The sequence below is a fragment of the Streptomyces sp. NPDC014870 genome (assembly GCF_043081505.1).
GTDB lineage: Bacteria > Actinomycetota > Actinomycetes > Streptomycetales > Streptomycetaceae > Streptomyces.
This window is the reverse complement of sequence record NZ_JBIBWQ010000008.1, coordinates 58,248-84,488: the sequence shown is the minus strand read 5'-3', so window position 1 is coordinate 84,488 and position 26,241 is coordinate 58,248. Positions and strand designations below refer to the sequence as shown.

Below are 26,241 nucleotides of genomic sequence, written 5' to 3'. Positions count from 1 at the left end.
CTGAGGCTTTCGCGACCGCAGCCCAGCTCCGGAGTGCGGTGTCGCGAGCTGTGTCAGACCTGCATGCAACACTGCGGTCCATGCCTCTCGCTGATCTCACTCTCGACCAGTGGCGGTCCTTCGAACTGCCTGCCGCACGCCGCGTCGCCGAGGAGGCCGCTGGCTTGGTTGACGGCCGGGTGACCCTCATCGAGACCACTGAGCACCTCGGTGCCCCGCTGCATCGGGTCCGGATCGAGCGGGACGAGCAGGAATTCGCTCTGATACCCGGAGGGCCGGTGTCCCTCGGCTTCGACCTGGACAGCTGGCAACCGACTCCGCAACAGACTGCCGACTACGCCGAGAGCCTGGAACAGGGCTTCGGCTACGGACCCGACCTGCGGGCCCACCTCGCGCAGGTGCTCAGCCCTCGCCGGAGCGTCGTCTTGGCCACTGTTCTCATGGCTGTGGAGGACGAGAGCCTGGCCGAGTTGCCTGCTGACATGCCGGCTTTTCTCGCGGCTCGTGGCCTGCGAATGCCGAGCCCCGACGAGTGGGAGCACGCTTGTGGAGCTGGAGCAGAGACCCTGTTTCGGTGGGGGAACGACTGCCCCCTCGACCGCATCCCCTATGGGGACCGCACGGGCCCACAGAACCAGCTGAGCGCCTTCGGCCTCCGCATCGCCTACGACACCTACCGTACGGAGCTGACGAGCGACGCCACTGCGGTCCACGGCGGAGACGGTGGCGAGTCGGTGTGCGGCGGCTACGGCCACATGCTTGCGTGGCTGCCCCTGGCCACCGCCAATCGCAACCCATCCATGGTCGAGTTCGTGTATGGCCCGGACGGTGAAGACGTTTGCGAGGACTTCTCTACGCGGCCTGTGCTCACGCTCTGAACCTGCGGTTGCCGAGGGCGGGCCTTGTCCTGCCGTTGGGGTCCCCCGGGCGCACAAAACCCCCGATCAGCGTCAGGCTGGTCGGGGGTTGCGTCTCGCGAGGGTCAGGCGCTCAGCGCCTGCTTCACCTGGGCAAGGCTCGGGTTCGTCATGACGACCTCAACACCACCGTTGGAGGGAACCACCTGAACGGTCGGCACGGTCTGGTTGCCCCCGTTGGCCTTCTCGACGAACGCGGCGGACTCGGGGTCCTGCTCGATGTTGATCTCGGTGTACGCGATGCCCTCGCGGTCGAGCTGGCTCTTCAGCCGACGGCAGTAGCCGCACCACGTGGTGCTGTACATCGTCACAGTGCCCTGCATCTCCTGGCGCTCCTCTGTTCGCGGGGTGGGTGCCGAGGAAAAGAACGTACGCGGTGCGGCCCGCATTCCCGAATTCGTATGACCGGCGCCCCCGGCCTGTGGACAACCCGCCGCATCCACCCCCGGCGACCTGGCAGCATGGCGGAGTGACAGCAGCAACGCACTCCACTCTCTTCCCGCAGGTCCCCGAGTCGGCCGACGCGGTGCTCGACGGGCTCGACCCGGAGCAGCGCGAGGTCGCCCTCGCCCTGCACGGTCCGGTGTGCGTGCTGGCGGGAGCCGGCACGGGCAAGACCCGGGCGATCACGCACCGCATCGCCTACGGCGTGCGGGCGGGGATACTCCAGCCCGGCAGTGTGCTGGCCGTCACGTTCACCAACCGGGCCGCGGGGGAGATGCGCGGGCGGCTCCGGCAGCTCGGCGCGGGCGGCGTGCAGGCGCGCACCTTCCACTCCGCGGCCCTCCGCCAGCTCCAGTACTTCTGGCCGAAAGCAGTCGGTGGCGATCTTCCCCGGCTCCTGGAGCGCAAGGTCCAGCTCGTCGCCGAGGCCGCCGCGCGCTGCCGCGTCCGGCTCGACCGGAACGAGCTGCGGGACGTGACCGGCGAGATCGAGTGGGCCAAGGTCACCCAGACCGTCCCCGGCGACTACCCGGCCGCCGTCGCCAAGTCCGTCCGCGAGGCACCGCGCGACCCGGCCGAGATCGGCCAGATCTACGGGATGTACGAGCAGCTCAAGCGCGACCGCTCGGTGATCGACTTCGAGGACGTGCTGCTGCTCACGGTCGCCATCCTCCAGGACCGGCACGACATCGCCGACCAGATCCGCCGCCAGTACCACCACTTCGTCGTCGACGAGTACCAGGACGTCTCCCCGCTCCAGCAGCGCCTCCTCGACCTGTGGCTCGGTGACCGCGACAGTCTCTGCGTCGTCGGCGACGCCAGCCAGACGATCTACTCCTTCACCGGCGCCACCCCCGACCACCTGCTCAACTTCCGCACCCGGCACCCCGAGGCCACGGTGGTCAAGCTCGTCCGCGACTACCGCTCCACGCCCCAGGTGGTTCACCTCGCCAACGGGCTCCTGAGCCAGGCCCGCGGCCGGGCCGCCGAGCACCGCCTGGAGCTGATCTCCCAGCGCGAGCCGGGCCCCGAGCCCGCCTACACCGAGTACGCCGACGAGCCCGCGGAGGCCGAGGGCACCGCCCGGCGGATCCGCGACCTGATCGCGGCCGGCGTCCCGGCCGGCGAGATCGCCGTGCTCTACCGGATCAACGCCCAGTCGGAGGTCTACGAACAGGCCCTCGCCGACGCCGGCGTGCCCTACCAGCTGCGCGGCGCCGAGCGCTTCTTCGAGCGCCAGGAGGTGCGGGAGGCGGGCATCGCCCTGCGCGGCGCCGCCCGCGCCGGGGGGAACGACTCCCTGCTCGACGACGCCGAGGACCTGCCCGCCCAGGTCCGCGCGGTGCTCTCCACCAAGGGGTGGACCACCGAGCCGCCCGCCGGTTCCGGTGCCGTCCGCGACCGCTGGGAGTCCCTGGCCGCCCTGGTCCGGCTCGCCGAGGACTTCGCCCGCGCCAAGTCCGACGCCACCCTCTCCGACCTGGTCGCCGAGCTCGACGAGCGGGCCGCGGCCCAGCACGCCCCGACCGTCCAGGGCGTCACCCTCGCCTCGCTGCACGCGGCGAAGGGCCTGGAGTGGGACGCCGTCTTCCTGGTCGGCCTCACCGAGGGCATGATGCCGATCACGTACGCCAAGACCGACGAGCAGGTCGAGGAGGAGCGCCGCCTGCTGTACGTGGGCGTCACCCGCGCCCGGCTCCACCTCTCGCTCTCCTGGGCGCTCTCCCGCTCGCCGGGCGGCCGCGCCTCCCGCCGGGCCTCGCGCTTCCTGAAGGGGCTGCGCCCCGGCTCCGGCGGCCTCGGTGCGAGCGGCGGCTCCGCGGGGCGCGGCGGTGCGGTCGAGCGCCCCGCGGGCGGCGTCGGCGGCGTCGGCGGCGTCCGGCGCAAGCACCGGGGCCCGGTGCGCTGCCGCGTCTGCGGCGCGACGCTCACCGAGGCCGGTGAGATGAAGCTGATGCGCTGCGAGGACTGCCCGTCCGACATGGACGAGGGTCTCTACGAGCGGCTGCGCGACTGGCGCTCGGAGCAGGCCAAGGAGCTCGGCCAGCCGGCGTACTGCGTGTTCACCGACAAGACTCTGATGGCGATCGCCGAGCGGGTGCCGACCACCGACGGCGAACTCGTCGGAATCTCCGGCGTCGGCGCGCGCAAGCTCGGCCGGTACGGCGCCGACGTTCTCGCCCTCTGCGCGGGCGAAGTGCCAGGTGGGGCGGGTGGAGGAGTCGACGAGGAGAGCTGAGGAAAACTCGTCGGAAAAATAGTTTGCGCCTGCCCCGGCAAGCCCCATAGGTTCTTAACCACGGAAACAGCGGCTTCTTCGAAGCCCTGTCTTCGTGCTGTACTTGTCCAAGTAAACATGAGGGTCCGGCTCACACCGAGCCCTCCGAGACGCCGAGAGGAGGCGATTCCAGTGATCAGCAACATCAACAGCACCACCGTCAGCTTCGTCAGCACCGACAAAATGACCGATCGCTCGGTCGTCTCCGCCTGCTCGCTCGGCCTCTCCGCCTCTGCGTTCTTTGCCAACGGTCTGCGTGGCACCGGTCTGTCCGGCGCCATTTCGGCCCCCGCCGCTTCCCTGCGGCCGGCCGCCGACCTTGCGGGTCTTCCCGTCATGGAGCGCAGCGAGCGACCGACCGAGGCACTGGAAGCAGGAGTAGCGGCAGGCAAGGCCAAGGCCTATGCCTTCGCGGCGACCGGTGCCGGACACCAGACGAAGCAGACGCAGCAGCACCACACGATGTGGGCCTTCCGTGGGCTCGAACCCTGGAGTGATCCAGCCTGACCTGATCAGGCCGGCGCCTTCAGGGCCGCGGAACCCCACCAGGGATCCGCGGCCCTTCTGTTTGTCCCCGAACGGGGGCGACGGAACGAAGGGGCCTCGGAACCAGCACCACCGGTACCAGCCGACACACCGGCCAACAGGCCGGAACGACCAGACGAGGAAAAACCACCGTGCAACTCGAAGCGCACGCCCCGTCCGTACCGCCTTCCGAAACGATCATCCCGCCCGGCCTCACGAAGGACTCCACCTTGACCCCCCTCACCGCGCTCTCCGCGCTCGACGACGCCATCGAGAACCTCGGCGTACCCGTCCCCTGCCGTTCGTACGACCCGGAGGTCTTCTTCGCCGAGTCCCCGGCGGACGTCGAGTACGCCAAGTCCCTCTGCCGTACCTGCCCGCTGATGGAGGCCTGCCTCGCCGGTGCGCAGGAGCGGCGTGAGCCGTGGGGTGTCTGGGGCGGCGAGCTGTTCGTCCAGGGCGTGGTCGTCGCCCGCAAGCGGCCGCGTGGTCGCCCGCGCAAGAACCCGGTCGCGGCATGAACGTCAGCGGCACCATCGACCGACCCCTCACGCACGATCCCCAGAAGCAGGCCCCGATGACCTCTTCCACCAGCGAGCCCTCCGGCTCCGCGACCCCAGACGTCACCATCACCGGCGCGAACGCCTCGCGTCAGAACAGGACCCGAGAGATGCAACTCATCCCAGAAGCCTTGGCTCGTGCGCATATGCACGACCTCCGGCGGGAAGCCGACGCGGAACGCCAGGCCGCGCGCCTGGTCGCCGCTCGGCGCATGCAGCGGCGCGCGGAGCGCGTGTCGCTGCGCGCCCGCCGCGCGCTGGCCATGGCTGTCATGCACTGATCCGATAGATCCCCGCGGGGGCCGGTCCGAACGGACCGGCCCCCGCGGTGCGTTGCGGCGCGCACCGGCCCTTGTCGGACTATCGTCAGAGAGATGAACGACGCCCGGCATCCCGAGGAGCCCATCGTCTGCGCCCGCTGCGGCACGACCGCGGAGACGCTCCCGGTGACCTGGACCTGCTCGGTCGAGAACGGCAGCCGCCAGTACATCTGTGACCGCTGCGCCCGCGAGAACATCCGCTCCATCGAGGGCCGGCTCGACTCCACCTGGTGGTGACGGGCCGGCCTGTAGCTCACTCCGCTTCGAGCTCCGTTTCTGGCTCCGCCTCTGCCTCCGCCTCCGCTTCGACGAAGCCCGGCAGCCATTCCTCCAGCTCGTCCCGCAGCCGCACCGTCGCGTTCAGCTGACAGAGCACCCCGATCGTGCTCAGCGTCACACGGTGTATCAGCAGGTACGAGGGCGGCAGGTTCAACTGCCTGCCCAGCTGGTGCGCGGGGGAGCGGGGGTCGGCGATCCGGGCGGCCTGGGTCCGCATCCAGCCGCGCGTGAAACCGAACGCCGCGACCTCGGCCGGTTCGATGATCGGCAGCAGGTACTCGAGGACCGCGTCCGGGTCGAGGTCGATCGACTCCTTGACGAAGCCCTCCTCGCGCAGCAGCTCGTAGACCGTCTCGGCGTCGCCCTCCAGGGTCAGCCGCAAACACGTGCCGATCGTCTCCGGCAGCCCGCCCGGCAGCCGGTCCACCGTGCCGAAGTCGAGGACGCCGAGCCGCCAGCTCTCCGGACCGTCCTCCTCGTCACCGCCGACCGGAAGCAGCCGGAAGTTGCCCGGGTGCGGATCCGCGTGCAGGAGCCCGGTGCGGGCCGGACCGGAGAAGAGGAAGCGGGCCAGAAGCTGCCCGGCCCGGTCCCGCTGCTCCTCCGTGCCGTCCGCGATCACCTCCGAGAGCGGGATCCCGTCGATCCACTCGGTCACAAGCACCTGATCGCTCTGGTGCACCACACGCGGCACCACGACATCGGGATCGTCCGCGAACACGTCCGCGTGGCTCTGCTGGGCGTGCGCCTCCAGGGCGTAGTCCAGCTCCTCGGAGACCCGGTCGCGCATCTCCGTGATCAGCGGCTTGATGTCCATGCCCGGGATCAGCGGGCCGAGCAGCCGGGCGAACCGGCTGAGCTGTGTCAGGTCCGACAGCAGCGCCTCGCCCGCGCCGGGGTACTGGACCTTCACCGCGACCTCTCGGCCGTCGTGCCACACCGCCCGGTGCACCTGACCGATGGAGGCGGCTGCCGCCGGCTTGTCCTCGAACTCCAGGAACAGCTCCCGCCACTCCTCGCCGAGCCGTTCCTCGAGGACCGCGTGGACCGTGCGGGTCGGCATCGGGGGAGCCGCGTCCTGAAGCTTGGTCAGCGCCGCCCGGTAGGGCCCGGCGACCTCCTCGGGGAGCGCCGACTCGAAGACGGACAGCGCCTGCCCGAACTTCATCGCCCCGCCCTTGAGTTCCCCGAGCACCTTGAACAACTGCTCGGCCGTGCGCTGTTGCAGCTCGCGGGCGACCAGCTCCGCGGACTTGCCGCCGATCCGCTTGCCCAGGCCCCAGGTGGCGCGTCCGGCGAAGCCGAGGGGCAACGCGGCCAACCTGGCGGTCCGGGTGACCGCCTTCCGGGGAAGATCAGACATACGCCCCTCCAAATCCCAGACTGCCGTGCCACACAGGACCGTTACCCCGCCATTGTGTCCTGCGGCGTTCTGGCCCCCGAGGCATGCTCCCCCTCTCCGCGGCGTCCGGCGCCGCACGGACACGCCGGGTGCGGTCTCATCCGCTCCACGCGCCACTCCAGCAGCGGCAACGACACCTCCCAGCGGGCTCCCGTGCTCGACGGCAGCTCGCCGTCCAGGAAGGCCAGCGCATGGGCCGCGGCAAGCCCGGCGACCGTCGCCGCGAGACCCAGATCACAGGCAGGCACCTGCGCGGGCGGGCCCGAGCGCCACTGCGCGAGCATGCGGGGCCAGGCCGGCTCGCGGTCCGTCCGCTCCTCCTGGGCGCACCGGGCGCAGGCCGTCCCGCCGGGCAGTACCAACGGCCCGACCACGCCCGTGGCCTCCACCACACCCGCGTACAGGTGCGGGGTGCCCGTCGCGATCCAGCCCTCGGCGTGGACCGGGTCGGGGAGATAGGCGGCGAGGCCGTCCCGGGGGGTCACGACGACGAGGGAGAGTCCCGGCTCCCGGCCGAGCTCACCCGTGACCCGTCGAGGTGCCCGGGGCGGTCGCCCGCCGGGCGCCGAGCGCGCCACGAGCCGGTGCGCCGCCGCGGCCCTGCGCTCGCCCACCGCCTCGGCGGGCAGTCCGCCGGGCGCCACCTCCCAGGGTCGGACCGCGCCGGAGTCGAGCACGTCCACCCGGCCCACGCCCGAGGCCGAGAGCAGCGCGGCGACCATCGAGCCGACCCGTCCCGCGCCCCGGACCTGGATCCGTGCCGCCCGCCGCGCGGTCACCCGCCGCAACGCCCCGTCCGGCTCGGGATGGGCCACGGAGAGCGAGGCGAGGTCGGCGCGGAGCGGGTCGAGCGGGTTGCCCGGGTGGTCCGGGGAGGTGCCGGCGCCGGTCCTGCCCGGCCTGCCAGCCGAGGCGTCCGCGATGAGACCCGCCCGCGCGAGCCGGCCGAGCAGCTCCTCCAGCACGCCGTCCCGCAGCCCGAGGGCCCTGGCCTCGGCGCGCAGCAGCTCGACCCCACGGGTGCCGTCGAGGAGCCCGAGCAGACTGCCCGTGGTCGTGTCGATCGGCCCCACCACGACCGCGTGCGCGGACGTGGCCCCGAACTGCACGCTCCGCAGATCGCGCCAGGCCCTGCGCAGCGCGGGTTTCAGCATCGGATGCATTTCCGCCCCCGTGATCTTGATCGTCGATTCATTCGCCCGAGCGACAGATTGCCCGGGCGTCGAAGCGGACGCGGAAAGTTGTCCACAGGGGCGGGGAGTTAATCATTCAAATGGTGCAGGGTGTGACCGGATCGCCGCCGAACCGTCCCGGAGGCAGGACTTCCCCCGCTGACAGCGGGTAACGTCGGGGCCGTGCCCGCCGACCCACAGCGCAGCGTGACCAGCAAGCCGCCCCGCGGTTCGGGGACGAGTGCCGTCGAGGTCCGCAGAAGCTCCCGGCGGAGCAGAACCGTCTCCGCCTACCGCGAGGGCGACCGGACCATCGTGCTCATCCCGGCCCGGATGTCCGAGGCGGAGGAGCAACGCTGGGTGACGGTCATGCTGGACAAGCTCGCCGCGCAGGAGAGCAAGCGGCTCCTCGGGGACAGCGAGCTCACCGAACGCGCCGAGCGTCTGTCGGACCAGTATTTCGGCGGCCGGGCACGGCCGACGTCCGTGCGCTGGGTGACCAACCAGAACACCCGCTGGGGCTCCTGCACCCCCTCCGAGGGCAGCATCCGCCTCTCGCACCGGCTCCAGGGCATGCCCGAGTACGTCGTCGACTACGTCCTCGTCCACGAACTGGCCCACCTCCTGGTCCCCGGCCACGGCCCCCGGTTCTGGCGGCTCCTGGAGGCCTACCCGCGCACCGAGCGCGCCCGCGGCTACCTCGAAGGGGTCGTCGCCGCGGACCGCCTGCCCCACCTCCCGGCCGCACGCGGAGAGTAGCGGCGGACCCGCGCGGGTCCTGTACCGAATTCGTACCGGCTTGGCTCAATGTCGTTCACAGCCGATAGCCTGACGCGACGCAGCCACATTTCGGGATGGGGGACGGTCGTTACGCATGGCCAGGGAATTCCAACGCGGCCACAAGGCCAAGATCAGTGATCTGACACCGGGCACGGACCTGTACGTGGGCGTGCAGATCAACGCACCCGGACTGACCTTCGACATCAGCTGTTTCGGTCTCGACGCGAACGAGCAGCTCTCGGACGACCGGTACTTCATCTTCTTCAACCAGCCGAAGTCCCCGGAGGAGTCCATCCAGCTGCTCGGCGCCCAGTCGGGCGACACCGAGTCCTTCCGGGTCACGCTGGACCGGATCCCGGCGAACATCCACAAGCTGTCGTTCACCGCGACCATCGACGGCGCCGGCCAGATGTCCCAGGTCGGCCCCGGCTACATCCGGATCGTGGCCGGCGGCGAAGAGGTCGTCCGCTACCCGTTCACGGGCACGGAGTTCTCCACGGAGCGCGCCGTCATGCTCGGCGACTTCTACCTGAAGGACGTCTGGCGGTTCGCGGCGATCGGCCAGGGCTTCGACGGCGGCCTCGACGCTCTGCTGCGGAACTTCGGCGGCGAGGTCGCCGAGGAGCAGCCCGCCGCGCAGCCCCCGCAGGCCGCCCCCGGGTTCGCCCCGCCGGCGCAGGCCGCCGCGCCGCCCGCGTTCGGCGCGCCCGCCGCGCCCCAGGTGCCCCAGCCGGCCCCGCAGTTCGGCGCCCCGCCGGCCGCCCCGGCTCCGGCTCCGGCCCCGCACGCCCCGGTCCAGCCCATGCACGCGGCGCCGACCATGGCCGCCCCGATGGCCCCGCCCGCCCCGGCGCCGGCGCCCGCGCCGTACGGCCAGCCGCCCCAGGCCCCGCAGTTCGGGCAGGTCCCGGGCCAGGTACCCGGGCAGGTCCCGGGCCAGGCCCCGTACGGGCAGCCCCCGGCCCCGCAGTTCGGCCAGGCCCCCGGCCAGGCCCCGTACGGACAGCCGGCCGGCGCCCCGCAGGGCGTCCCCCAGGGTGTCCCGGCCACGGGTGCCGGGCTCGCCGCCGCGCTCCAGCCGTACAAGGAGACGCCGACCGGCTCCCGTTGGACCCCGCAGAACCAGCAGCTCATGCGGGTCGACCTGCAGATGGGCGGCAACCCCGTCCTCGCCCGCCAGGGCAGCATGGTCATGTACCAGGGCAAGGTCGACTTCAGCCACAAGGGCGCCGGGTTCACCGGCCGCATCGTCGGCAACGCCACCGGCCAGGAGATGCAGCTGATGCGCTGCAGCGGCCGCGGCCAGGTCTTCCTCGCCGAGGAGGGCGCCCACCTGCACCCGATCGAGCTCCAGGGCGACGGCATCTGCGTCTCCGCGGAGAACGTGCTCGCCTTCGACGAGTCACTCCAGTACGAAGTACGGAGGATCGAGGGCCACGGCATCCCCGGCGGCGCCCTGTTCACCATGCAGTTCCAGGGCACCGGCACCGTCGTCGTCAAGACGCACGGCGTCCCGGTCGTCCTGCCCGTCACGCCGACCACCTTCGCCGACTGCAACGCGGTCGTCGCCTGGTCGTCCGCGTCCCAGGTGATCCTCTCCAGCCAGGTCCGGCTCCGCCGCAACGCGTACCCGGGACACAGCGGAGAGACCGTCAACCTCCAGTTCCGGGGCGCTCCCGGCAACTTCATCGTCGTCCAGCCCTACGAGGTCTGAGGGAGCCCGAAGAATGAACCAGCAACTCGCGGGCTTCGCCCCGACCCCGATGGCGGCCAGGATGGAGAACCACGGCCGCGCCATGCTCAAGGTCGCCATGGCCTCCGGCCAGGACCTCTACGCGCGCACCGGCTCGATGGTCTCCTACGAGGGCTTCGTCACCTACGAGCCCAACCCGCCCGCCGCCCGCCAGGTCGCCCAGCAGTGGATGACCGGCGAGGGCGCGCCGATCATGAAGTGCTCCGGCGACGGACTGCTCTACCTCGCCGACTACGGCGCGGACGTGGTCGTGATCAACCTCCAGAACGACTCGATCTCGGTCAACGGCACCAACCTGCTCGCCTTCGACGCGCACCTCCAGTGGGGCGTCGAGAAGGTCAAGGGCCTCGCCAAGTTCGCCGGCCAGGGCCTGTTCAACGTCGAGATCGCCGGCACCGGCTGGGTCGCCCTGACCTCCCGCGGCACGCCGATCGTCGTCGACTGCGGCCGCGGCGAGGACGAGACGTACGTCGACCCCGACGCGCTCGTCGCCTGGTCGCCGGCGCTCAAGGTCAAGGGCAAGCGCAGCTTCAAGGCCTCCTCCCTGATCGGGCGGGGCAGCGGCGAGGCGTACCAGATGGCCTTCTCCGGCCAGGGCATCGTCGTCGTACAGCCGAGCGAGGACAGCACCGACCGCCTGCGGATCCGGGGCTGAGGGGGAGCGAGAACACACCATGCAGAGCCCGCTTTTCAACTACGCCGAGCAGCAGAGCCAGGAACGGTACGTCATCCAGAACCCGCAGATGCTGCGGGTCTCCCTCACGGGGTCGGACGACGTCCTCGCCCGCAAGGGCGCCATGGTCGCCTACCAGGGACTCCTCGACTTCGACGGGGAGTACAAGACGCCCAGCCAGCGCCGCGCCCAGGCCCGCACCGGTGAGGGCCTCGACCTCATGCGCTGCTCGGGACAGGGCACGGTCTACTTCGCCAACCTCGCCCAGTACATCCACGTCGTGGAGGTCGAGCAGGAGGGGCTGACCGTCGACAGCGCCTACGTCCTGGCGCTCGACTCGACCCTGCACACCGAGGTCATCGCCGTGGACAGCCAGTACGGCGTCTCCGGCACCGGCAAGTACCAGCTCAACATCTCCGGCCGCGGCAAGGTCGCCCTGATGACCTCCGGTCAGCCGCTGATGATGCACGTCACGCCCGACAAGTACGTCAACGTCGACGCGGACGCGATCGTCGCCTGGTCCACCGGGCTGCGGGTGCAGATGCAGTCCCAGACGACGAACTCCAGCATCCGCCGCCGGCGTGGCAACACCGGCGAGGGCTGGGAGCTCAACTTCCTCGGGCAGGGCTTCGCCCTGGTGCAGCCCAGCGAGGTCATGCCGCCGCAGAACGCCGCCATCGGGCAGGGCCTCGCCGCCCAGTTCGGCGCCGGCCAGCACGGCTCGCACGCCCAGAACCAGAACAACGCCTGGAACTGAGCGGACGCACAACGGCAGAAGTAAGGGGCGGTCGCCATGGGCGACCGCCCCTTACCTGCGTCCGGCGCTCAGCCGACTAGAGCCGCGCGCGGGTGGCCTCCATCAGCCGCACCACCGAGGTGTCGGCCACCGCCGCCACCTCGTCGTACGCGTACCAGCGCAGGTCGAGGGACTCCTCGCTGATCGCCTCCACCGCCCCGGCCGGTGCAAGCGCCGCGTACTGCACGTCCAGGTGCCAGTTGCACGGCGCCGGAATCGGATGGCGGTCGAGCCGCACCGGGCCGCCCGGCAGCAGTGTCAGACCCGGGATCCCGGACTCCTCCGCCGCCTCCCGCAGGGCCGCCTCCGTCAGCGTCGCGTCACCCGGCTCGCAGTGACCGCCCATCTGCAGCCACAGGCCCAGCTTCCTGTGCAGCGTCAGCAGCACCCGGCCGCGCTCCGGGTCCACGACCAGCGCGCTGGCCGTCAGATGACCGGCCTCGCACGCCTTCCACATGGCGTCCGGGTGCGCCGCCAGGTGGTCCAGATAGACCCCGCGCAGCTCCTCCTGGTCCTCGTACTCCTTCAGTACCAGGACCGCGTCGTCGTGCAGGCTCACTTCTCGCCGTCGCTCTCGTCGTCGCCCTCCGGCTTCGGGGTGCCCCCGGCCGCCTCGCCCAGCATCTTGTCGAGCTCCGAGAAGTCCAGCTGCTCGCGGTGGACGAAGCCGTCCGGGTCGTCCAGGTCGGACGCCGTCGGCAGCATGTCCGGGTGCTCCCACAGGTGGTCCCGGCCGTCGACACCCCGCGCGTCCGTGAGCGAGGCCCACAGCCGCGAGGCGTCCCGCAGCCGACGCGGACGCAGCTCGAGCCCGATCAGCGTGGCGAAGGTCTGCTCGGCGGGACCGCCGCTCGCCCGGCGTCGGCGCAGCGTCTCGCGCAGCGCGTCCGCCGAGGTCAGCCGGGACTTCGCGGCCTCGTGGACCACCGCGTCCACCCAGCCCTCGACCAGCGCGAGCGCCGTCTCCAGACGGGCGAGCGCGGCCTTCTGCGCCGGGGTGTCCTCGGGCTGGAACATGCCCTGCTGGAGCGCCTCCTGCAGCTGCTCCGGGTGCGTCGGGTCCAGCTGGCCGACGGCCTCCTCCAGCTTCGAGGTGTCGACCTTGATCCCGCGCGCGTACCCCTCGACCGCGCCGAAGAGGTGCGAGCGCAGCCACGGGACATGGGCGAAGAGCCGCTGGTGGGCAGCCTCCCGCAGGGCCAGATAGAGCCGCACCTCGTCCTTGGGGACGCCGAGGTCCTTGCCGAAGGTCTCGATGTTCAGCGGCAGCAGCGCCGCCTTGCCGGCCGGTCCCAGCGGCAGGCCGACGTCCGTGGAGCCGACGACCTCACCCGCGAGCGCGCCGATGGCCTGCCCGATCTGCTGGCCGAACATGGCGCCGCCCATCGACCGCATCATGCCGATCAGCGGGCCCGCCATGGCCTGCATCTCCTCGGGCAGCACATCGCCCATGGCCGTCCCGACCCGCTCGGCGACCGGGTCGACCAGCTGCTGCCAGGCCGGCTGCGTCGCCTCGACCCACTCCGCGCGGCTCCACGCCACGGCCGTGCTCGCCCCGGAGGGCAGCGAGGTCACGCCGTCCAGCCACACGTCCGCCAGCCGCACTGCCTCCTCGACGGCGGCCTTCTCCGCCGGGCCCACGCTGGCGTCCTTGACGCCGTCGGGCGTGCCCTGCGCGACGACCTGGCGGGCGATCTGCTTGGCCATGTCCCAGTTCACCGGACCGCCCTCGTACGAGAGCATCTGGCCGAGCTGCTGGAAGGCCGCGCCCAGGTCGTTGGGGTTCAGCGAGCCGAACATCGCGGCGAAGGGATTGTCCGCGCCGCCCGGTCCGCCCATGCCCGGCAGACCGCCGAAGCCGAACGGATTGGCCCCGAACGGGTTGCCGCCGCCCTGGCCACCGGACCCCTGGCCACCTTCGGCGGGGTCCTTCTTCTTGCCCTCGTCGCCGTTCTCCGGCTCCTCCGGCGGAAGGCCGAATCCGAATGGGGTGTCACTCACAGGTTTCCTCGGCTCGTAGGGCCGCCGGCTTCCTGCCGACGGCGGCTTTCCTGGCGCGGCTCGATACCCGACTCCACACCACCAGCGTAGACATCCGGGCCGGATCTGGGCTCGGTGCTCCGCCGGGCCGTGGCCTGCGGCAGGATGGACGCCACCTGGTACGTACGCGTCATTCGGGTACGTACTGAAGACAACCGCTGGAGACGCCCGGTGAGTTCCCCAGATCCTCAGGTTCGCGCACCGCGAAACAACTCGACCCGGTCCGCCGGGCGTGGCCCCGTGGTCGCGGTCACCGGCGCCGCCTCCGGGGTCGGTGACCTGCTGACCAGGCGCCTCGCCGCATCCGAGGAGATCAAGCAGGTCATCGCCATCGACGAGCGCCGCGGCGAGGTGTCCGAGGCGCAGTGGCACATCCTCGACGTCCGCGACCCGGCCATCGCCGAGAAGCTGCGCGGCGCCGACGTGGTCGTGCACCTCGCGCTCGACCTCGACCTGGAGTCGGACGCCGCCGCCCGAACGGCCTACAACGTGCGCGGCGCGCAGACCGTCCTGACCGCGGCCGCGGCGGCGGGCGTGCACCGGGTGGTGCTCTGCACCTCCGCGATGGTCTACGGCGCGCTGCCCGACAACGACATCCCGCTCTCCGAGGACGCCGAGCTGCGGGCGACCGCCGAGGCCACCGGCGTCGGCGACATGCTGGAGATCGAGCGCCTCGGCCGCCGCGCGCCCCGTGCCCACCCCGGTCTCCAGGTCACCGTCGTCCGGCCCGCCGTCCTGGTCGGCGGTACGGACACGGCCCTGACCCGCTACTTCGAGTCGCCCCGGCTGCTCGTGGTGGCCGGCTCCCGCCCCACCTGGCAGTTCTGTCACGTGGACGACCTGGTCAGCGCCCTGGAGTACGCGGCCCTCGAGAAGGTCGAGGGGGAGTTCGCGGTCGGTTGTGAGGGCTGGCTGGAGCAGGAGGAGGTCGAGGAGCTCTCCGGCATCCGGCGCATGGAGCTGCCCTCCGCCGTCGCCCTCGGCGCCGCGGCCCGGCTCCACCGGATCGGGCTCACGCCCTCCCCGGCCGGGGACCTCGCGTACACGATGCACCCCTGGGTGGTCAGCGTCGGACGGCTGCACGACGCCGGCTGGCGGCCGAAGTGGACCAACGAGGAGGTGCTCGCCGCGCTCCTGGAGGAGGTCGAGGGCCGGCACACGGTGGCCGGCCGCAGGCTCGGCCGCAAGGACGCCACGGCGGCAGGGGCGGCCGGTGCGACGGTGGCGCTGCTCGGCACGGCGGCCCTGGTCCGCCAGATGCGGAAGCGGCGCGGGATGTAGCACCGGAGCCCCCGAGGCCGGACGGTGGCCGGACTGTAGGACCCTCCTACGGAGGGTCGGGTCCACCGGTCGAAAGCGCTATTCCACGATGTCCGTGCCGTGCGGCACCATGGGCTCCATGGCACGCACCCACGACCACCCCGGCGAGCAGACGGCGGCCGACCCGATCAAGCTCCTCGCGATCCGCGACACCCCGCTCTCGCTCGACGAGGTCTTCCGGGCCGCCGGCGACGACGCGGCCGGCGGCACGACGCTCTTCGTGGGCACGGTGCGCAACCACGACGGCGGCGCGGACGTCGACGAGCTGGGGTACTCCTGCCACCCCTCGGCCCTGGACGAGCTGCGCAAGGTCGCCGAGAAGGTCGTCGCCGACTATCCGGTCCGCGCCCTGGCCGCCGTCCACCGCGTGGGCGATCTCCAGGTCGGCGACATCGCGGTGATCGTCGCCGTCTCCTGCCCCCACCGGGGCGAGGCCTTCGCGGCCAGCCGCAAGCTCATCGACGACCTCAAGCACCAGGTCCCCATCTGGAAGCACCAGCGGTTCTCCGACGGCACCGAGGAGTGGGTCGGCGCCTGCTAGCAAGGCGCCGCGCCGACGCGTTGTAGTCGAACGCCCGATTTGCGTAACCGGCCCCCTGGCAGCAGCGTTGATGCTGCAGATCGTTACTCTGCTGATCGGCCGGTTCCGGTCGGTTGCGGTCGCTCATTGGGGATGGGAGGTCGGGATGGCAGCGCTCGCGTGGTTGCTGATTCCGCTTTTCGCAGTCGTCGGCGCGGCGATATGGGGAAGCTGGGCCCAGAGGAACAAGACCATCGGAGACGTGGCCGAGCTCGCCGGCTACGCACGGTTCAGGGACGCCATGGAGCGCTCCCACGCAGGCATCGGTAGTGCCGCCCGCGAGCTGACCCCCGAGATCGAGATGGCCCCGGCCGCGTCCCCGCCCGCCGTGACGCAGTAGCCACGTCTCCGGCAGAGTTCCGCCCCCGCGGCCGCCTCGTACGGACCCGCCCCACGGGTGCACTCACAGACCGGTCCCGTACTGTCGTTCCATGCCACGCCGCACCGCGACGATGCTCGCCTCCACCCTGGTCCTGATCACCCTGCTCTGTGTGGGCGTCCTGGTCCCGGTTCCGTACGCGGAGATGAGCCCCGGTCCGACGGTCAACACCCTCGGGGACGCCCGCGGCGAGCCGGTGCTCCAGATCTCCGGTCACAAGACGTACCCCACCGACGGGCACCTCAACATGACGACCGTCCGCGTCACCAGCGCGGACTACCGGATGAACGCGGTCGAGGCGGTCTACGGCTGGCTCGCCCACGACAACGTGGTCGTCCCCAAGGAGACCCTCTACCCGGACGGGAAGACGGAGGAGGAGTCCAGCCAGGAGAACGCCGAGGAGTTCAGCCAGTCCCAGGAGAGCGCCAAGGTCGCCGCCCTCGGAGAGCTGGGCATCCCGGTGACCACCCGGGTCGTCGTCGCCTCCGTGGTCAAGGACAGCCCCGCCCAGGGCGCCCTGCACGCCGGGGACGTCATCAAGGCCGTGGACGGCGTCCCGGTCAAGGAGCCCGGCGACGTCGCCAAGCAGGTCACCACGCACAAGCCCGGTGAGAAGGTCGAGTTCACGATCGTCCCCACCAAGGAGGCGGCCGCGGCCGAGAAGGCCGGCAAGGAGCCCACCACCACCCGGAAGGTCACCGTCACGACCGTGAAGTCGCCGGAGGGCGACCGGGCGATCGTCGGCATCCAGGCGGGCACCGACCACGTCTTCCCGTTCACCATCGACATCAAGCTCGCCGACGTCGGCGGGCCCAGCGCCGGTCTGATGTTCGCGCTCGGCATCGTCGACAAGCTGACCCCGGAGAGCCTCACCGACGGCAAGTTCATTGCCGGTACCGGCACCATCGACGACAAGGGCAAGGTCGGCCCGATCGGCGGTATCCAGATGAAGCTCGTCGGTGCCCGCAACGCCGGCGCCGAGTACTTCCTCACCCCGGCCGACAACTGTGAGACCGCCGCCTCCGACATCCCCGCGGGCCTCACCCTCGTCAAGGTGGACACCATCGACGACGCGACGAAGTCGCTGGAGAAGATCCGCAAGGGCGACACGAAGAACCTGCCCAGCTGCTCGAAGAGCTGAGAAGGCCGACGAGAGGGGCGCCCCGGTCACCGGACCGGGGCGCCCCTCTCGCGTACGCGCAGGGGCGCGCCGCTCACGTCCGCAGGCGGCTCAGGACTCGAAGGTCGCCGCCAGGGCCTCCGCGAGGCCCGGGACCAGGTCCGCCCCCGTGAGGACCTCGTTCGGCGAGTCCTTCGCGCGGAGCCGGATCGCCGCCTCCCGCGCGCCGTTGCGGAGGACGGCCACCGTCATCCGGACCTCCTGGCGGTCGGGGTGCCTGGCCACCCACTTCGCCAGGGCGGCCTCGTTCAGGCCCTCCGGCACGGAGGCCTCGGCCGACGGCGGGAGCATCAGCCGCTCCACGGTCAGCGCGCAGCCGGCCACCGCGTCGGGCCAGGCGATGGTGCCGAGGAACTCGTCGAGGGGCTTCCCCTTCGGCAGTTCGTCCTGCTCGATGGGGGTGTAGGCGGCCGCCTCCTCGCCTTCGAGGCCGAGCTGGGAGGCGAGCCCCGGCTCCTGGGCGCGCAGTCGGGCGGTGTCGACGAGCGCGAAGAGCCGGGCAGGCCGGTCCCAGCCGAGACCGGAGGCGTACTCGTCGATCTCGAGCACCGCGCGGGTGAGGGGGCTCGCGGCCATGGGGGTGCCGGAGGGGGAAACGTTGGACATGGACAACATCCTGCCTCCTCCGCCCCCGAAGACGGGAACTAGGTAAAGCCTCAGTAAGTTGCATCAGTGGGCTCTACGATCGCGGGGCCTGCTTTATCGACGCATCAACCCGAGGGGCGCACGTTGGCTTTCCAGATGCCGGACCGCGGAGGCGGCGGAGGCCCGTCCGGGCCAAGGATCAGGGTCGGCCGGCCGTCCCGGCGCGCCCGCACCCTGCTCATGACCCTGGGCGTGCTCGCCGTGCTGGCCATGGTCTTCGTCATGTTCGCCGGGTTCTGGACCGACTGGCTCTGGTACCGCTCGGTCCAGTACTCGTCCGTGTTCACCACCACGCTGTGGACCAAGATCGGCCTCTTCGCCGTCTTCGGTCTGCTGATGGCGCTCGCCGTCGGGCTGAACATCTGGCTCGCGCACCGGCTGCGGCCGCCGCTGAGCGCGATGTCGCTGGAGCAGCAGAGCCTCGACCGGTACCGGATGGGCCTGGCGCCGTACAAGAAGTGGGTGCTCCTCGCGATCACCGCCCTGGTGGGCCTGATCGCCGGCGCCTCGGCCTCGGGCCAGTGGCGGACCTGGCTCATGTGGGTCAACGGCGTGTCGTTCGGCCAGAAGGACCCGCAGTTCGGGCTCGACGTCGCGTTCTACGCCTTCGACCTGCCCTGGTACCGCTTCCTGCTGGCCTTCGGCTTCGCCGCCACCATCCTGTCGCTGATCGCCGCCGCCCTCACGCACTACCTGTACGGCGGGCTGCGCGTCACGAGCCCCGGCGCCCGCGCCACCGCCGCCGCGACCGGGCACCTCTCGGTGCTCCTCGGCGTCTTCGTCTCCCTGAAGGCCGTCGCGTACTGGCTCGACCGGTACGGCCTCGCCGTGAAGTCCAGCGACTTCAAGGCGGCCGGGAACTGGACGGGTCTGCGGTACGTCGACGCCAACGCCTACCTTCCGGCGAAGACGATCCTCTTCTGCATCGCCGCGATCTGCGCCGTGCTGTTCTTCGCGACGCTCTGGCGCCGCACCTGGCAGCTGCCGGTGATCGGCTTCGGCCTGATGGTCCTCTCGGCGATCCTGATCGGCGGCCTGTACCCGGCCATCGTGCAGAAGTTCCAGGTCCAGCCGAACGAGCAGGCCAAGGAAGCGCCGTACATCCAGAAGAACATCGACGCGACCCGCAAGGCGTACGCCATCGACTCGACCAAGCCGGAGAACTACTCCGGCAAGTCGACGACGAAGAACAAGGACACGCTGCGCACCGACGCGGACACGGCGGCGAAGTACCGCCTGCTCGACCCGAACATCGTGTCGCCGACGTTCCAGCAGCTGGAGCAGAAGCGGAAGTACTACCAGTTCCCGACGACCCTCGACGTCGACCGCTACCAGGGCCAGGACACCGTCGTCGGCCTGCGTGAGCTCAACATCAAGGGCATCCCGAAGCGGAACTGGATCAACGACCACTTCACGTACACGCACGGCTACGGCGCGATCATGGCCACGGGTACGCAGACGGACGCCAACGGCTCGCCCATCTTCACCGAGGCCGGACTGCCGACCACGGGCCAGCTCGGCCCGTACGAGCAGCGGATCTACTACGGCGAGAAGACCGACCAGTACTCGATCGTCGGCGGCCCGCAGAAGGAGCTGGACTACGAGGACAACGGCGAGAAGACCACCAGCTACAAGGGCGACAGCGGGGTCAACCTCTCCAACACCTTCAACCGCGCCGCGTACGCGGTGGCGTTCAGCGAGCCGCAGATCCTCTACTCGGGGGCCATCGGCGAAGGCTCGCGGATCCTCTACAACCGCACGCCCAAGGAGCGCGTCGAGGCGGTCGCACCCTGGCTGACCATCGACGGCGACGCCTACCCGGCGGTCGTCGACGGCCGGATCCAGTGGATCGTCGACGCGTACACGACCACCAACGGGTACCCGTACGCCTCGCGCACCACGCTGGGGGAGACCACGGCCGACGCGCTGACGGTCGGCAACCAGCAGCGCGCGGTGGTCGCCCAGCAGAACCAGGTCAACTACATCCGCAACTCGGTGAAGGCCACCGTCGACGCCTACGACGGCACGGTGAAGCTCTACGAGTGGGACACCAATGACCCGGTCCTCAAGACCTGGATGAAGGCGTTCCCGGACACCGTGGAGCCGCGCGAGGCGATCAAGGACAGCCTCATGCAGCACCTGCGGTACCCGCAGGACATGTTCAAGGTCCAGCGTGAGCTGCTGACCCGGTACCACGTCACCAACCCGGCGCAGTTCTACAGCGGTTCGGACGCCTGGCAGGTGCCGGACGACCCGACCAACAAGGACGGCAACGCGGTTCCGCCGTACTACCTGAGCCTGAAGATGCCCGGCGACAGCCAGCAGCGGTTCTCGCTGACGACGACGTTCACCCCCAACGGGCGGCCCAACCTGGGCGGCTTCATGGCGGTCGACGCCGACGCCAAGAGCAAGGACTACGGGAAGATAGAGCTGCTGCGCGTGACCTCCGACGTCCCCGGTCCCGCGCAGGTGCAGAGCAAGCTCAACGGCCTCCCGGACGTGGCCCAGTTCGTCCGGGACATGAAGGGCGCAGACTCCGACATCCAGTACGGAAACCTGCTCACGGTCCCGCTCGACGGCGGTTTCCTCTACGTCGAGCCGGTCTACGCCCAGGGTCGCAACGCGCTCTACCCGCTGCTGAAGAAGGTCGCCGTCTCGTACGTCGACGCGGACCAGCCGGAAGGTGACACGACCAAGGACACCACCGTGTTCAAGGACAACCTCACCGACGCGTTGAACGCCGTCTTCGGGGTGGAGGGCACCACGCCTCCGCAGCCGGAGCAGCCGGGCACCAAGCCGCCGACGACGCCGGCGACGAACGACGCCGCGCTGAAGCAGGCCATCGCGGACGCGCAGAAGGCGATGGACGACGGTGAGGCGGCGCTGCAGAAGGGCGACTGGGCCGCCTACGGCAAGGCCCAGGAAGCCCTGCAGGAGGCGCTCCAGAAGGCGGCGGAAGCGGGTGCGAAGCTGACGCCGTCCGACCAGAAGCCGGGCGACGAGCAGAAGCCGGGCGGTGACGCGCCGAAGCCCGGGGCGACGCCGTCCACGAGCCCGCCGAGCGCGACCCCGTCCACGAGCCCGCCGAGCGGCTGACCGGCCCGTTCGGGCCCCACTCCGCGTCGTGATACCTTTACGGAACCGACGCGGGGTGGAGCAGCTCGGTAGCTCGCTGGGCTCATAACCCAGAGGTCGCAGGTTCAAATCCTGTCCCCGCTACTGCGAACAAGGGCCCGGATCCTTCAGGATCCGGGCCCTTGTCGTTGTGCCACGGGGTCGCGCGACGCCCCGAAGAGCGGTGGGGAGGGGGTGAGTTGGGGCGAGACGTGTTTGACTTGTCTCTCTGTGGGCATGTCGACAAAACGCTGAAGTGACCTCACTGGCTGCGGTATACCAGGTGTACGCGCGTTGCGGGTGGTGCGACGATGGTTTTTATGGGGGACAGGGCAACTCTGTTGGAGACAGGGCGGTTTGTGCAGCGGCACGCCCGACGGGCCGCGGACGACATCATCGAGGCCGCGGAGGTCGTCGATGCGGCCGTCGACACCACCACCGCCGAGAGCGAGACGGAGACCGAGACCGAGGCACGTCACCGGCGCGCCGCCGAGAACGGCGAGGCCGCCTCGATGAGCGTGCTCGGCGCGCTGCTGCTGCGCCGCGGTGACCTCGACGGCGCCGAGCCCTACCTGCGCGGCGCCACCGCCGAGGGCGACCGCGCCGCCGCCAACAACCTGGGCGTCCTGCTGCACCAGCGGGGGTACGCGGACGAGGCCGCCGGCTGGTGGCGGGTGGCCGCCGTCGCGGGCTCCGCGCCCGCCGCCCACGCGCTCGGCCGTCACCACCGCGAGCGCGGCGACGAGCCCGCCGCCGAGTACTGGCTGCGCCAGTCCGCCGAGCAGGGCCACGCCCTGGGCGCGTACGCCCTCGCCGACCTCCTGGAGCACCGCAGCGACGTGGGCGCGGAGCGCTGGCTGCGCGCCGCCGCCGAGCAGGGCCACCGTGAGGCCGCCTACCGGCTCGCGCTCGCCCTGGAGCGGCGCGCGACGCAGACGCCCGACGGGGAGCTCGACGAGGCCGAGCAGTGGTTCCGGCAGGCCGCCGCGCGCGGTCACCGGCGGGCCGCGCTGCACCTCGGCGCGATCCTGGAGAAGCGCGGCGAGCTCAAGGAGGCCGGCCGCTGGTACCTGAGCTCCGCCAAGGAGGGCGAGGCCAAGGCCGCCTGCGCGCTCGGCTTCCTGCTGCGCGACGCCGGCGACGAGGAGAGCGCCGCCGTGTGGTGGCTGCGGGCCGCCCAGGACGGCGACGGCAACGCCGCCAACGCGCTCGGCGCCCTGCACGCCGCCCGCGGCGAGCAGCAGACCGCCGAGCGCTGGTACCGCGCCGCCATGGACGCGGGCGACGTCAACGGCGCCTACAACCTCGGGCTGCTCTGCGCCGCCCAGGACCGCAACCAGCAGGCCGAGCAGTGGTACCGCCGCGCCGCCTACGCGGGGCACCGCGAGGCCGCCAACGCGCTCGCGGTCCTCCTGCTCCAGGCCGGCGACGCGAACGGCGCCGAGCCCTGGTTCTCCAAGGCGGCCGAGGCCGGCAGCGTGGATGCCGCCTTCAACCTCGGCATCCTCTACGCGGGTCGCGACGACGACCGCTCCGCGCTGACCTGGTACGAGCGCGCCGCGGCCGCCGGGCACACCGAGGCCGCCCTCCAGGTCGGCATCGCCAGCCTCCGGGACGGCGACGAGCGGGCCGCCGAGCGCCATCTGCGGTGCGCGGCGGGCGGCGGCAGCGCCGAGGCCGCGTTCCGCCTCGCGAGCGTCCTCGACGCGCGCCGGCCCGAGCCCGGTCCGCCGGCGCTCGGCGCCCCGCGGGAGGAGGAGAAGACCGAGTGTGAGGAGTGGTACGAGCGCGCCGCCCAGCAGGGGCACCGGCGCGCCCAGGTGCGGGTGGGCATGCTGGCCGCCGGGCGCGGTGACCTGGCGCAGGCGGCCCACTGGTACCGGGAGGCCGCGGAGGCCGGCAGCCGCAACGGTGCCTTCAACCTCGGGCTGCTCCTTGCCCGCGAGGGCAGCGAGCGCGAGGCCGCCCTGTGGTGGACCCGCGCCGCCCGCGCGGGGCACGGCCGCGCCGCGCTGCGCCTCGCGCTGCTCGCGGCCCGGCGCGGCGAGCTGACCGAGGGGCGGCGCTGGTGCGCGCGGGCCGTGGAGCTGGGCCCGGCGGAGGTGGCCGAGCGGGCGGCCCGGCTGAGCGAGGCACTGCACCAGGAGCTCACCGCTTAAGTGATTTGCGCTGGTCGTGGGCGTCCCGTAAGGTTGGGTTCACCGACGCGGGGTGGAGCAGCTCGGTAGCTCGCTGGGCTCATAACCCAGAGGTCGCAGGTTCAAATCCTGTCCCCGCTACTCAGTAGCAACGAAGGCCCGGATCCAGTCACTGGATCCGGGCCTTCGTCGTATCCCGATGCGCCGCGGACGCGAAGAAGCCCCCACCTCGGTGGGGGCTTCTTCGTACGCCGTCGGGTCAGGCCGAGGTCGCGCAGGTCGGGCAGATGCCCCGGTACGTGACCTCGACGCCGGAGATCGTGAAGCCGAAGCGCTCCGTGTCGGGGAGGTCCGCGAGCGGGTTCCCGGCCGGGTGGACGTCACGGATCGCGCCGCAGCGGGCGCAGACCAGGTGCTGGTGCGGGCGGTGCGCGTTCGGGTCGTACCGCTTGGCGCGGCCGTCCGTCGCGACCTCCATCACCTCACCGAGCGTGACCATCTCGCCCAGCGTGTTGTACACGGTCGCCCGGGAGATCTCGGGCAGTCGCTCCACCGCGCGGGCGTGGACCTCGTCCGCGGTCAGGTGCACATGGTCTCCGTCGAGCACCTCGGCCACGACGCGCCGCTGCGCGGTCATTCGCCAGCCGCGGCCGCGCAGTCGTTCCAAAAGGTCACTCATAAGGACCAGATTAACAGCGACGGGACCAAGGTCCCGAACGGGTGTGACTTTGGATAGGGCCTTGACTTAGACAATGTCTATTGTAGGGTCGAGTACGAGAACACAGGCCATGGACAGGGCTTGCGGCACGAGCAGGCAAGAGCAGGACAAGCAGCACAGGAGGCGCACGTGACGACGCAGGGACCGCTCACCACGGAGGCCGGCGCGCCGGTCGCCGACAACCAGAACAGCGAGACGGCCGGCGTCGGCGGACCGGTGCTCGTCCAGGACCAGCTGCTCCTGGAGAAGCTCGCCCACTTCAACCGCGAGCGCATCCCGGAGCGCGTGGTCCACGCGCGCGGTGCCGGCGCGTACGGCACCTTCACCGTGACCGCGGACGTCACCCGGTACACCCGCGCGGCGTTCCTCTCCGAGGTGGGCAAGGAGACCGAGACGTTCCTGCGCTTCTCCACGGTCGCCGGCAACCTCGGTGCGGCCGACGCGGTGCGCGACCCGCGCGGCTGGGCGCTGAAGTTCTACACCGAGGAGGGCAACTACGACCTCGTCGGCAACAACACCCCGGTGTTCTTCATCAAGGACGCCATCAAGTTCCCCGACTTCATCCACACCCAGAAGCGCGACCCGTACACGGGCTCCCAGGAGCCCGACAACGTGTGGGACTTCTGGGGGCTCAGCCCCGAGTCCACGCACCAGGTGACCTGGCTCTTCGGCGACCGCGGCATCCCCGCCTCGTACCGCCACATGAACGGCTACGGCTCGCACACCTTCCAGTGGAACAACGAGGCCGGCGAGGTCTTCTGGGTCAAGTACCACTTCAAGACCGACCAGGGGATCAGGAACCTCACCCAGGCCGAGGCCAACAGGCTGGCGGGCGAGGACCCCGACAGCCACCAGCGCGACCTGCGCGAGTCCATCGAGCGCGGCGACTTCCCGACCTGGACCGTGCAGGTCCAGATCATGCCGGCGGCCGACGCGGCGACCTACCGCTTCAACCCCTTCGACCTCACCAAGGTGTGGCCGCACGAGGACTACCCGCCGATCGAGATCGGCAGGCTGGAGCTCAACCGCAACCCGGAGAACGTCTTCGCCGAGGTCGAGCAGTCGATCTTCAGCCCGGCGCACTTCGTGCCCGGCATCGGTCCCTCCCCGGACAAGATGCTCCAGGGCCGCCTCTTCGCCTACGGCGACGCCCACCGCTACCGCGTCGGCATCAACGCCGACCACCTGCCGGTGAACCGCCCGCACGCCACCGAGGCGCGCACCCACTCCCGTGACGGCTTCCTCTACGACGGCCGCCACAAGGGCGCGAAGAACTACGAGCCGAACAGCTTCGGTGGCCCGTTCCAGACCGACCGCCCGCTGTGGCAGCCGAGCGCCGTCACCGGCGGCACGGGCAACCACGCGGCCCCCTCGTACGCCGAGGACGACGACTTCGTGCAGGCGGGCAACCTCTACCGGCTGATGGCGGAGGACGAGAAGGGCCGGCTGGTCGAGAACCTGGCGGGCTTCATCGCGAAGGTGTCGCGCGACGACATCGCCGAGCGGGCGATCGAGAACTTCCGCAAGGCGGACGGTGACTTCGGCAAGCGGCTCGACGCCGCGGTCCAGGCCCTGCGCGGCTGAGGGCGCTTGCCGTAGGGAAGGAGCGGGCCGGTCTCTCCGTACATCCGTACGGAGGGCCGGCCCGCTCCGGCGTTCAGCTCGCCATGGTCGTCGCGTGGCGGTGCGCGGGGGTCCAGCAGCGGATGATGTCCCGTACGGAGACGATGCCGACGGGCCCGTGCCCGTCGAGCACGACGAGATGGCGGAAACCGCCGTGCGTCATGGCCGCGGCCGCCTCCTCCAGGGTCCAGGTGGGGGCGGCGAAGACGACGTCGGTGGTGGTGTGGGAGCTCGCGGTCTCGAGGTCGGGGTTCTGATCGGCGCCGATGGAGTTGAGGATGTCGCGCTCGGTGAGGATGCCGAAGCCGCCGGCGTCGGTGTCGTGGACGACGGCCGCGCCGACGCGGCGCGCCGACATCAGCCGGGCGGCCTGGCGGAGGGTGTGGGCGGGGCCGATGGTGAGGACCACCGTGCTCATGGCGTCACGGACGAGCATGAAGGGAGCCACCTCCTTCGTGAACCGCTCCCGCCTTCAACGAGAACGAATTCACAAGTTCACAAGTGGGGGGACTCTCAGAGTGGCATCGGGGCGTGGGGTCGACAAGGGGGCGCGCGAGGCACACCCGGCGGGGTGCGCCTCGTGGGGCGCCCTCGCCCCTGTCCGG

The 26,241-nt window shown here is 71.2% G+C and carries 25 protein-coding genes and 2 tRNA genes; 19 read left to right on the top strand and 8 right to left on the bottom strand.

Features of this window, described 5'->3' with window-relative positions; translation table 11 throughout:
• Positions 1–80 precede the first annotated feature (80 nt).
• Complete coding sequence (locus ACF09C_RS23065; RefSeq protein WP_392093840.1) at positions 81–878, top strand: hypothetical protein; 798 nt, start codon at positions 81–83, stop codon at positions 876–878.
• A 104-nt stretch (positions 879–982) separates the two neighbouring features.
• Here the strand turns inward: ACF09C_RS23065 and ACF09C_RS23060 are convergent, their stop codons facing one another.
• Positions 983–1,240 carry a mycoredoxin gene (locus tag ACF09C_RS23060; protein ID WP_392093838.1) on the bottom strand — a complete coding sequence of 86 codons (258 nt, stop codon included), beginning with the start codon at positions 1,238–1,240 and terminating at the stop codon, positions 983–985.
• 146 nt (positions 1,241–1,386) lie between these two features.
• On the opposite strand from ACF09C_RS23060, the gene ACF09C_RS23055 reads away from it, so the two are divergent.
• From ACF09C_RS23055 to ACF09C_RS23035, 5 genes are all read left to right on the top strand, one after another.
• A complete protein-coding gene (locus ACF09C_RS23055) occupies positions 1,387–3,600 on the top strand; it encodes an ATP-dependent DNA helicase UvrD2 (RefSeq protein WP_392093836.1) in 2,214 nt (737 codons plus the stop codon).
• A gap of 183 nt (positions 3,601–3,783) precedes the next feature.
• The gene (locus tag ACF09C_RS23050) at positions 3,784–4,146 is read left to right on the top strand and encodes a hypothetical protein (RefSeq protein ID WP_392094344.1); all 363 of its coding nucleotides are present in this window, start codon (positions 3,784–3,786) and stop codon (positions 4,144–4,146) included.
• A gap of 170 nt (positions 4,147–4,316) precedes the next feature.
• Positions 4,317–4,685 (top strand): WhiB family transcriptional regulator, encoded by a 369-nt coding sequence (locus ACF09C_RS23045; RefSeq protein WP_392093834.1) that lies wholly within the window; start codon positions 4,317–4,319, stop codon positions 4,683–4,685.
• On the top strand, positions 4,682–5,005 hold the full coding sequence (locus tag ACF09C_RS23040) for a hypothetical protein (RefSeq protein ID WP_392093832.1): 324 nt from the start codon (positions 4,682–4,684) through the stop codon (positions 5,003–5,005). The genes ACF09C_RS23045 and ACF09C_RS23040 overlap by 4 nt, the downstream gene beginning before the upstream one ends.
• A 93-nt stretch (positions 5,006–5,098) precedes the next feature.
• Positions 5,099–5,281, top strand: a complete 183-nt coding sequence (locus ACF09C_RS23035) for a hypothetical protein (protein ID WP_361964164.1) — start codon at positions 5,099–5,101, stop codon at positions 5,279–5,281.
• A 16-nt stretch (positions 5,282–5,297) separates the two neighbouring features.
• Here ACF09C_RS23035 and ACF09C_RS23030 read toward each other — a convergent pair whose 3' ends face one another.
• Positions 5,298–6,686, bottom strand: coding sequence for an ABC1 kinase family protein (locus ACF09C_RS23030; RefSeq protein ID WP_392093830.1), 1,389 nt, complete (start codon positions 6,684–6,686; stop codon positions 5,298–5,300).
• A gap of 41 nt (positions 6,687–6,727) precedes the next feature.
• Entirely contained in the window at positions 6,728–7,888 is a 1,161-nt protein-coding gene (locus ACF09C_RS23025; protein WP_392093828.1) for a TOMM precursor leader peptide-binding protein, read from the bottom strand.
• Between the two features lie 192 nt (positions 7,889–8,080).
• On the opposite strand from ACF09C_RS23025, the gene ACF09C_RS23020 reads away from it, so the two are divergent.
• From ACF09C_RS23020 to ACF09C_RS23005, 4 genes are all read left to right on the top strand, one after another.
• Positions 8,081–8,656 carry a M48 family metallopeptidase gene (locus tag ACF09C_RS23020; RefSeq protein ID WP_392093826.1) on the top strand — a complete coding sequence of 192 codons (576 nt, stop codon included), beginning with the start codon at positions 8,081–8,083 and terminating at the stop codon, positions 8,654–8,656.
• A gap of 115 nt (positions 8,657–8,771) precedes the next feature.
• Positions 8,772–10,391, top strand: coding sequence for a TerD family protein (locus ACF09C_RS23015; protein WP_392093824.1), 1,620 nt, complete (start codon positions 8,772–8,774; stop codon positions 10,389–10,391).
• A 13-nt stretch (positions 10,392–10,404) separates the two neighbouring features.
• Complete coding sequence (locus ACF09C_RS23010; protein WP_392093822.1) at positions 10,405–11,085, top strand: AIM24 family protein; 681 nt, start codon at positions 10,405–10,407, stop codon at positions 11,083–11,085.
• Positions 11,086–11,104: 19 nt separating this feature from the next.
• Entirely contained in the window at positions 11,105–11,860 is a 756-nt protein-coding gene (locus tag ACF09C_RS23005; protein WP_392093820.1) for an AIM24 family protein, read from the top strand.
• A gap of 76 nt (positions 11,861–11,936) precedes the next feature.
• Here ACF09C_RS23005 and ACF09C_RS23000 read toward each other — a convergent pair whose 3' ends face one another.
• Together ACF09C_RS23000 and ACF09C_RS22995 are read right to left on the bottom strand one after the other, a co-directional pair.
• A complete protein-coding gene (locus ACF09C_RS23000) occupies positions 11,937–12,458 on the bottom strand; it encodes an NUDIX hydrolase (RefSeq protein WP_392093818.1) in 522 nt (173 codons plus the stop codon).
• A complete protein-coding gene (locus tag ACF09C_RS22995) occupies positions 12,455–13,900 on the bottom strand; it encodes a zinc-dependent metalloprotease (protein ID WP_392093816.1) in 1,446 nt (481 codons plus the stop codon). The genes ACF09C_RS23000 and ACF09C_RS22995 overlap by 4 nt, the downstream gene beginning before the upstream one ends.
• Before the next feature lie 210 nt (positions 13,901–14,110).
• On the opposite strand from ACF09C_RS22995, the gene ACF09C_RS22990 reads away from it, so the two are divergent.
• The 4 genes from ACF09C_RS22990 to ACF09C_RS22975 all read left to right on the top strand — a co-directional run bounded on the left by ACF09C_RS22990 (position 14,111) and on the right by ACF09C_RS22975 (position 17,359).
• Complete coding sequence (locus tag ACF09C_RS22990; RefSeq protein ID WP_392093814.1) at positions 14,111–15,220, top strand: SDR family oxidoreductase; 1,110 nt, start codon at positions 14,111–14,113, stop codon at positions 15,218–15,220.
• Between the two features lie 118 nt (positions 15,221–15,338).
• Positions 15,339–15,800, top strand: coding sequence for a molybdenum cofactor biosynthesis protein MoaE (locus tag ACF09C_RS22985; protein ID WP_392093812.1), 462 nt, complete (start codon positions 15,339–15,341; stop codon positions 15,798–15,800).
• 145 nt (positions 15,801–15,945) lie between these two features.
• The gene (locus ACF09C_RS22980) at positions 15,946–16,179 is read left to right on the top strand and encodes a hypothetical protein (protein ID WP_392094343.1); all 234 of its coding nucleotides are present in this window, start codon (positions 15,946–15,948) and stop codon (positions 16,177–16,179) included.
• Positions 16,180–16,270: 91 nt separating this feature from the next.
• Entirely contained in the window at positions 16,271–17,359 is a 1,089-nt protein-coding gene (locus ACF09C_RS22975) for a PDZ domain-containing protein (protein ID WP_392093810.1), read from the top strand.
• Between the two features lie 90 nt (positions 17,360–17,449).
• On the opposite strand, the gene ACF09C_RS22970 is transcribed toward ACF09C_RS22975, so the two are convergent.
• A complete protein-coding gene (locus tag ACF09C_RS22970) occupies positions 17,450–18,004 on the bottom strand; it encodes a PPA1309 family protein (RefSeq protein ID WP_392093808.1) in 555 nt (184 codons plus the stop codon).
• 135 nt (positions 18,005–18,139) lie between these two features.
• Between ACF09C_RS22970 and ACF09C_RS22965 the strand changes: the two genes are divergently transcribed.
• The 4 genes from ACF09C_RS22965 to ACF09C_RS22950 all read left to right on the top strand — a co-directional run bounded on the left by ACF09C_RS22965 (position 18,140) and on the right by ACF09C_RS22950 (position 23,436).
• Entirely contained in the window at positions 18,140–21,139 is a 3,000-nt protein-coding gene (locus ACF09C_RS22965; RefSeq protein ID WP_392093806.1) for a UPF0182 family protein, read from the top strand.
• A gap of 49 nt (positions 21,140–21,188) precedes the next feature.
• A tRNA-Met gene (locus tag ACF09C_RS22960) sits at positions 21,189–21,262 on the top strand.
• Positions 21,263–21,468: 206 nt separating this feature from the next.
• Positions 21,469–23,316: a tetratricopeptide repeat protein gene (locus ACF09C_RS22955; RefSeq protein WP_392093805.1), complete on the top strand. Its 1,848-nt coding sequence runs from the start codon at positions 21,469–21,471 to the stop codon at positions 23,314–23,316.
• Between the two features lie 46 nt (positions 23,317–23,362).
• Positions 23,363–23,436 (top strand) — tRNA-Met (locus ACF09C_RS22950).
• A gap of 118 nt (positions 23,437–23,554) precedes the next feature.
• Here ACF09C_RS22950 and ACF09C_RS22945 read toward each other — a convergent pair.
• Positions 23,555–23,974, bottom strand: coding sequence for a Fur family transcriptional regulator (locus ACF09C_RS22945; protein WP_392093803.1), 420 nt, complete (start codon positions 23,972–23,974; stop codon positions 23,555–23,557).
• A gap of 168 nt (positions 23,975–24,142) precedes the next feature.
• Between ACF09C_RS22945 and ACF09C_RS22940 the strand changes: the two genes are divergently transcribed.
• Positions 24,143–25,597, top strand: a complete 1,455-nt coding sequence (locus ACF09C_RS22940; protein WP_392093801.1) for a catalase — start codon at positions 24,143–24,145, stop codon at positions 25,595–25,597.
• 73 nt (positions 25,598–25,670) lie between these two features.
• On the opposite strand, the gene ACF09C_RS22935 is transcribed toward ACF09C_RS22940, so the two are convergent.
• Complete coding sequence (locus ACF09C_RS22935; protein ID WP_392093799.1) at positions 25,671–26,072, bottom strand: cyclic nucleotide-binding/CBS domain-containing protein; 402 nt, start codon at positions 26,070–26,072, stop codon at positions 25,671–25,673.
• Positions 26,073–26,241: the final 169 nt, after the last annotated feature.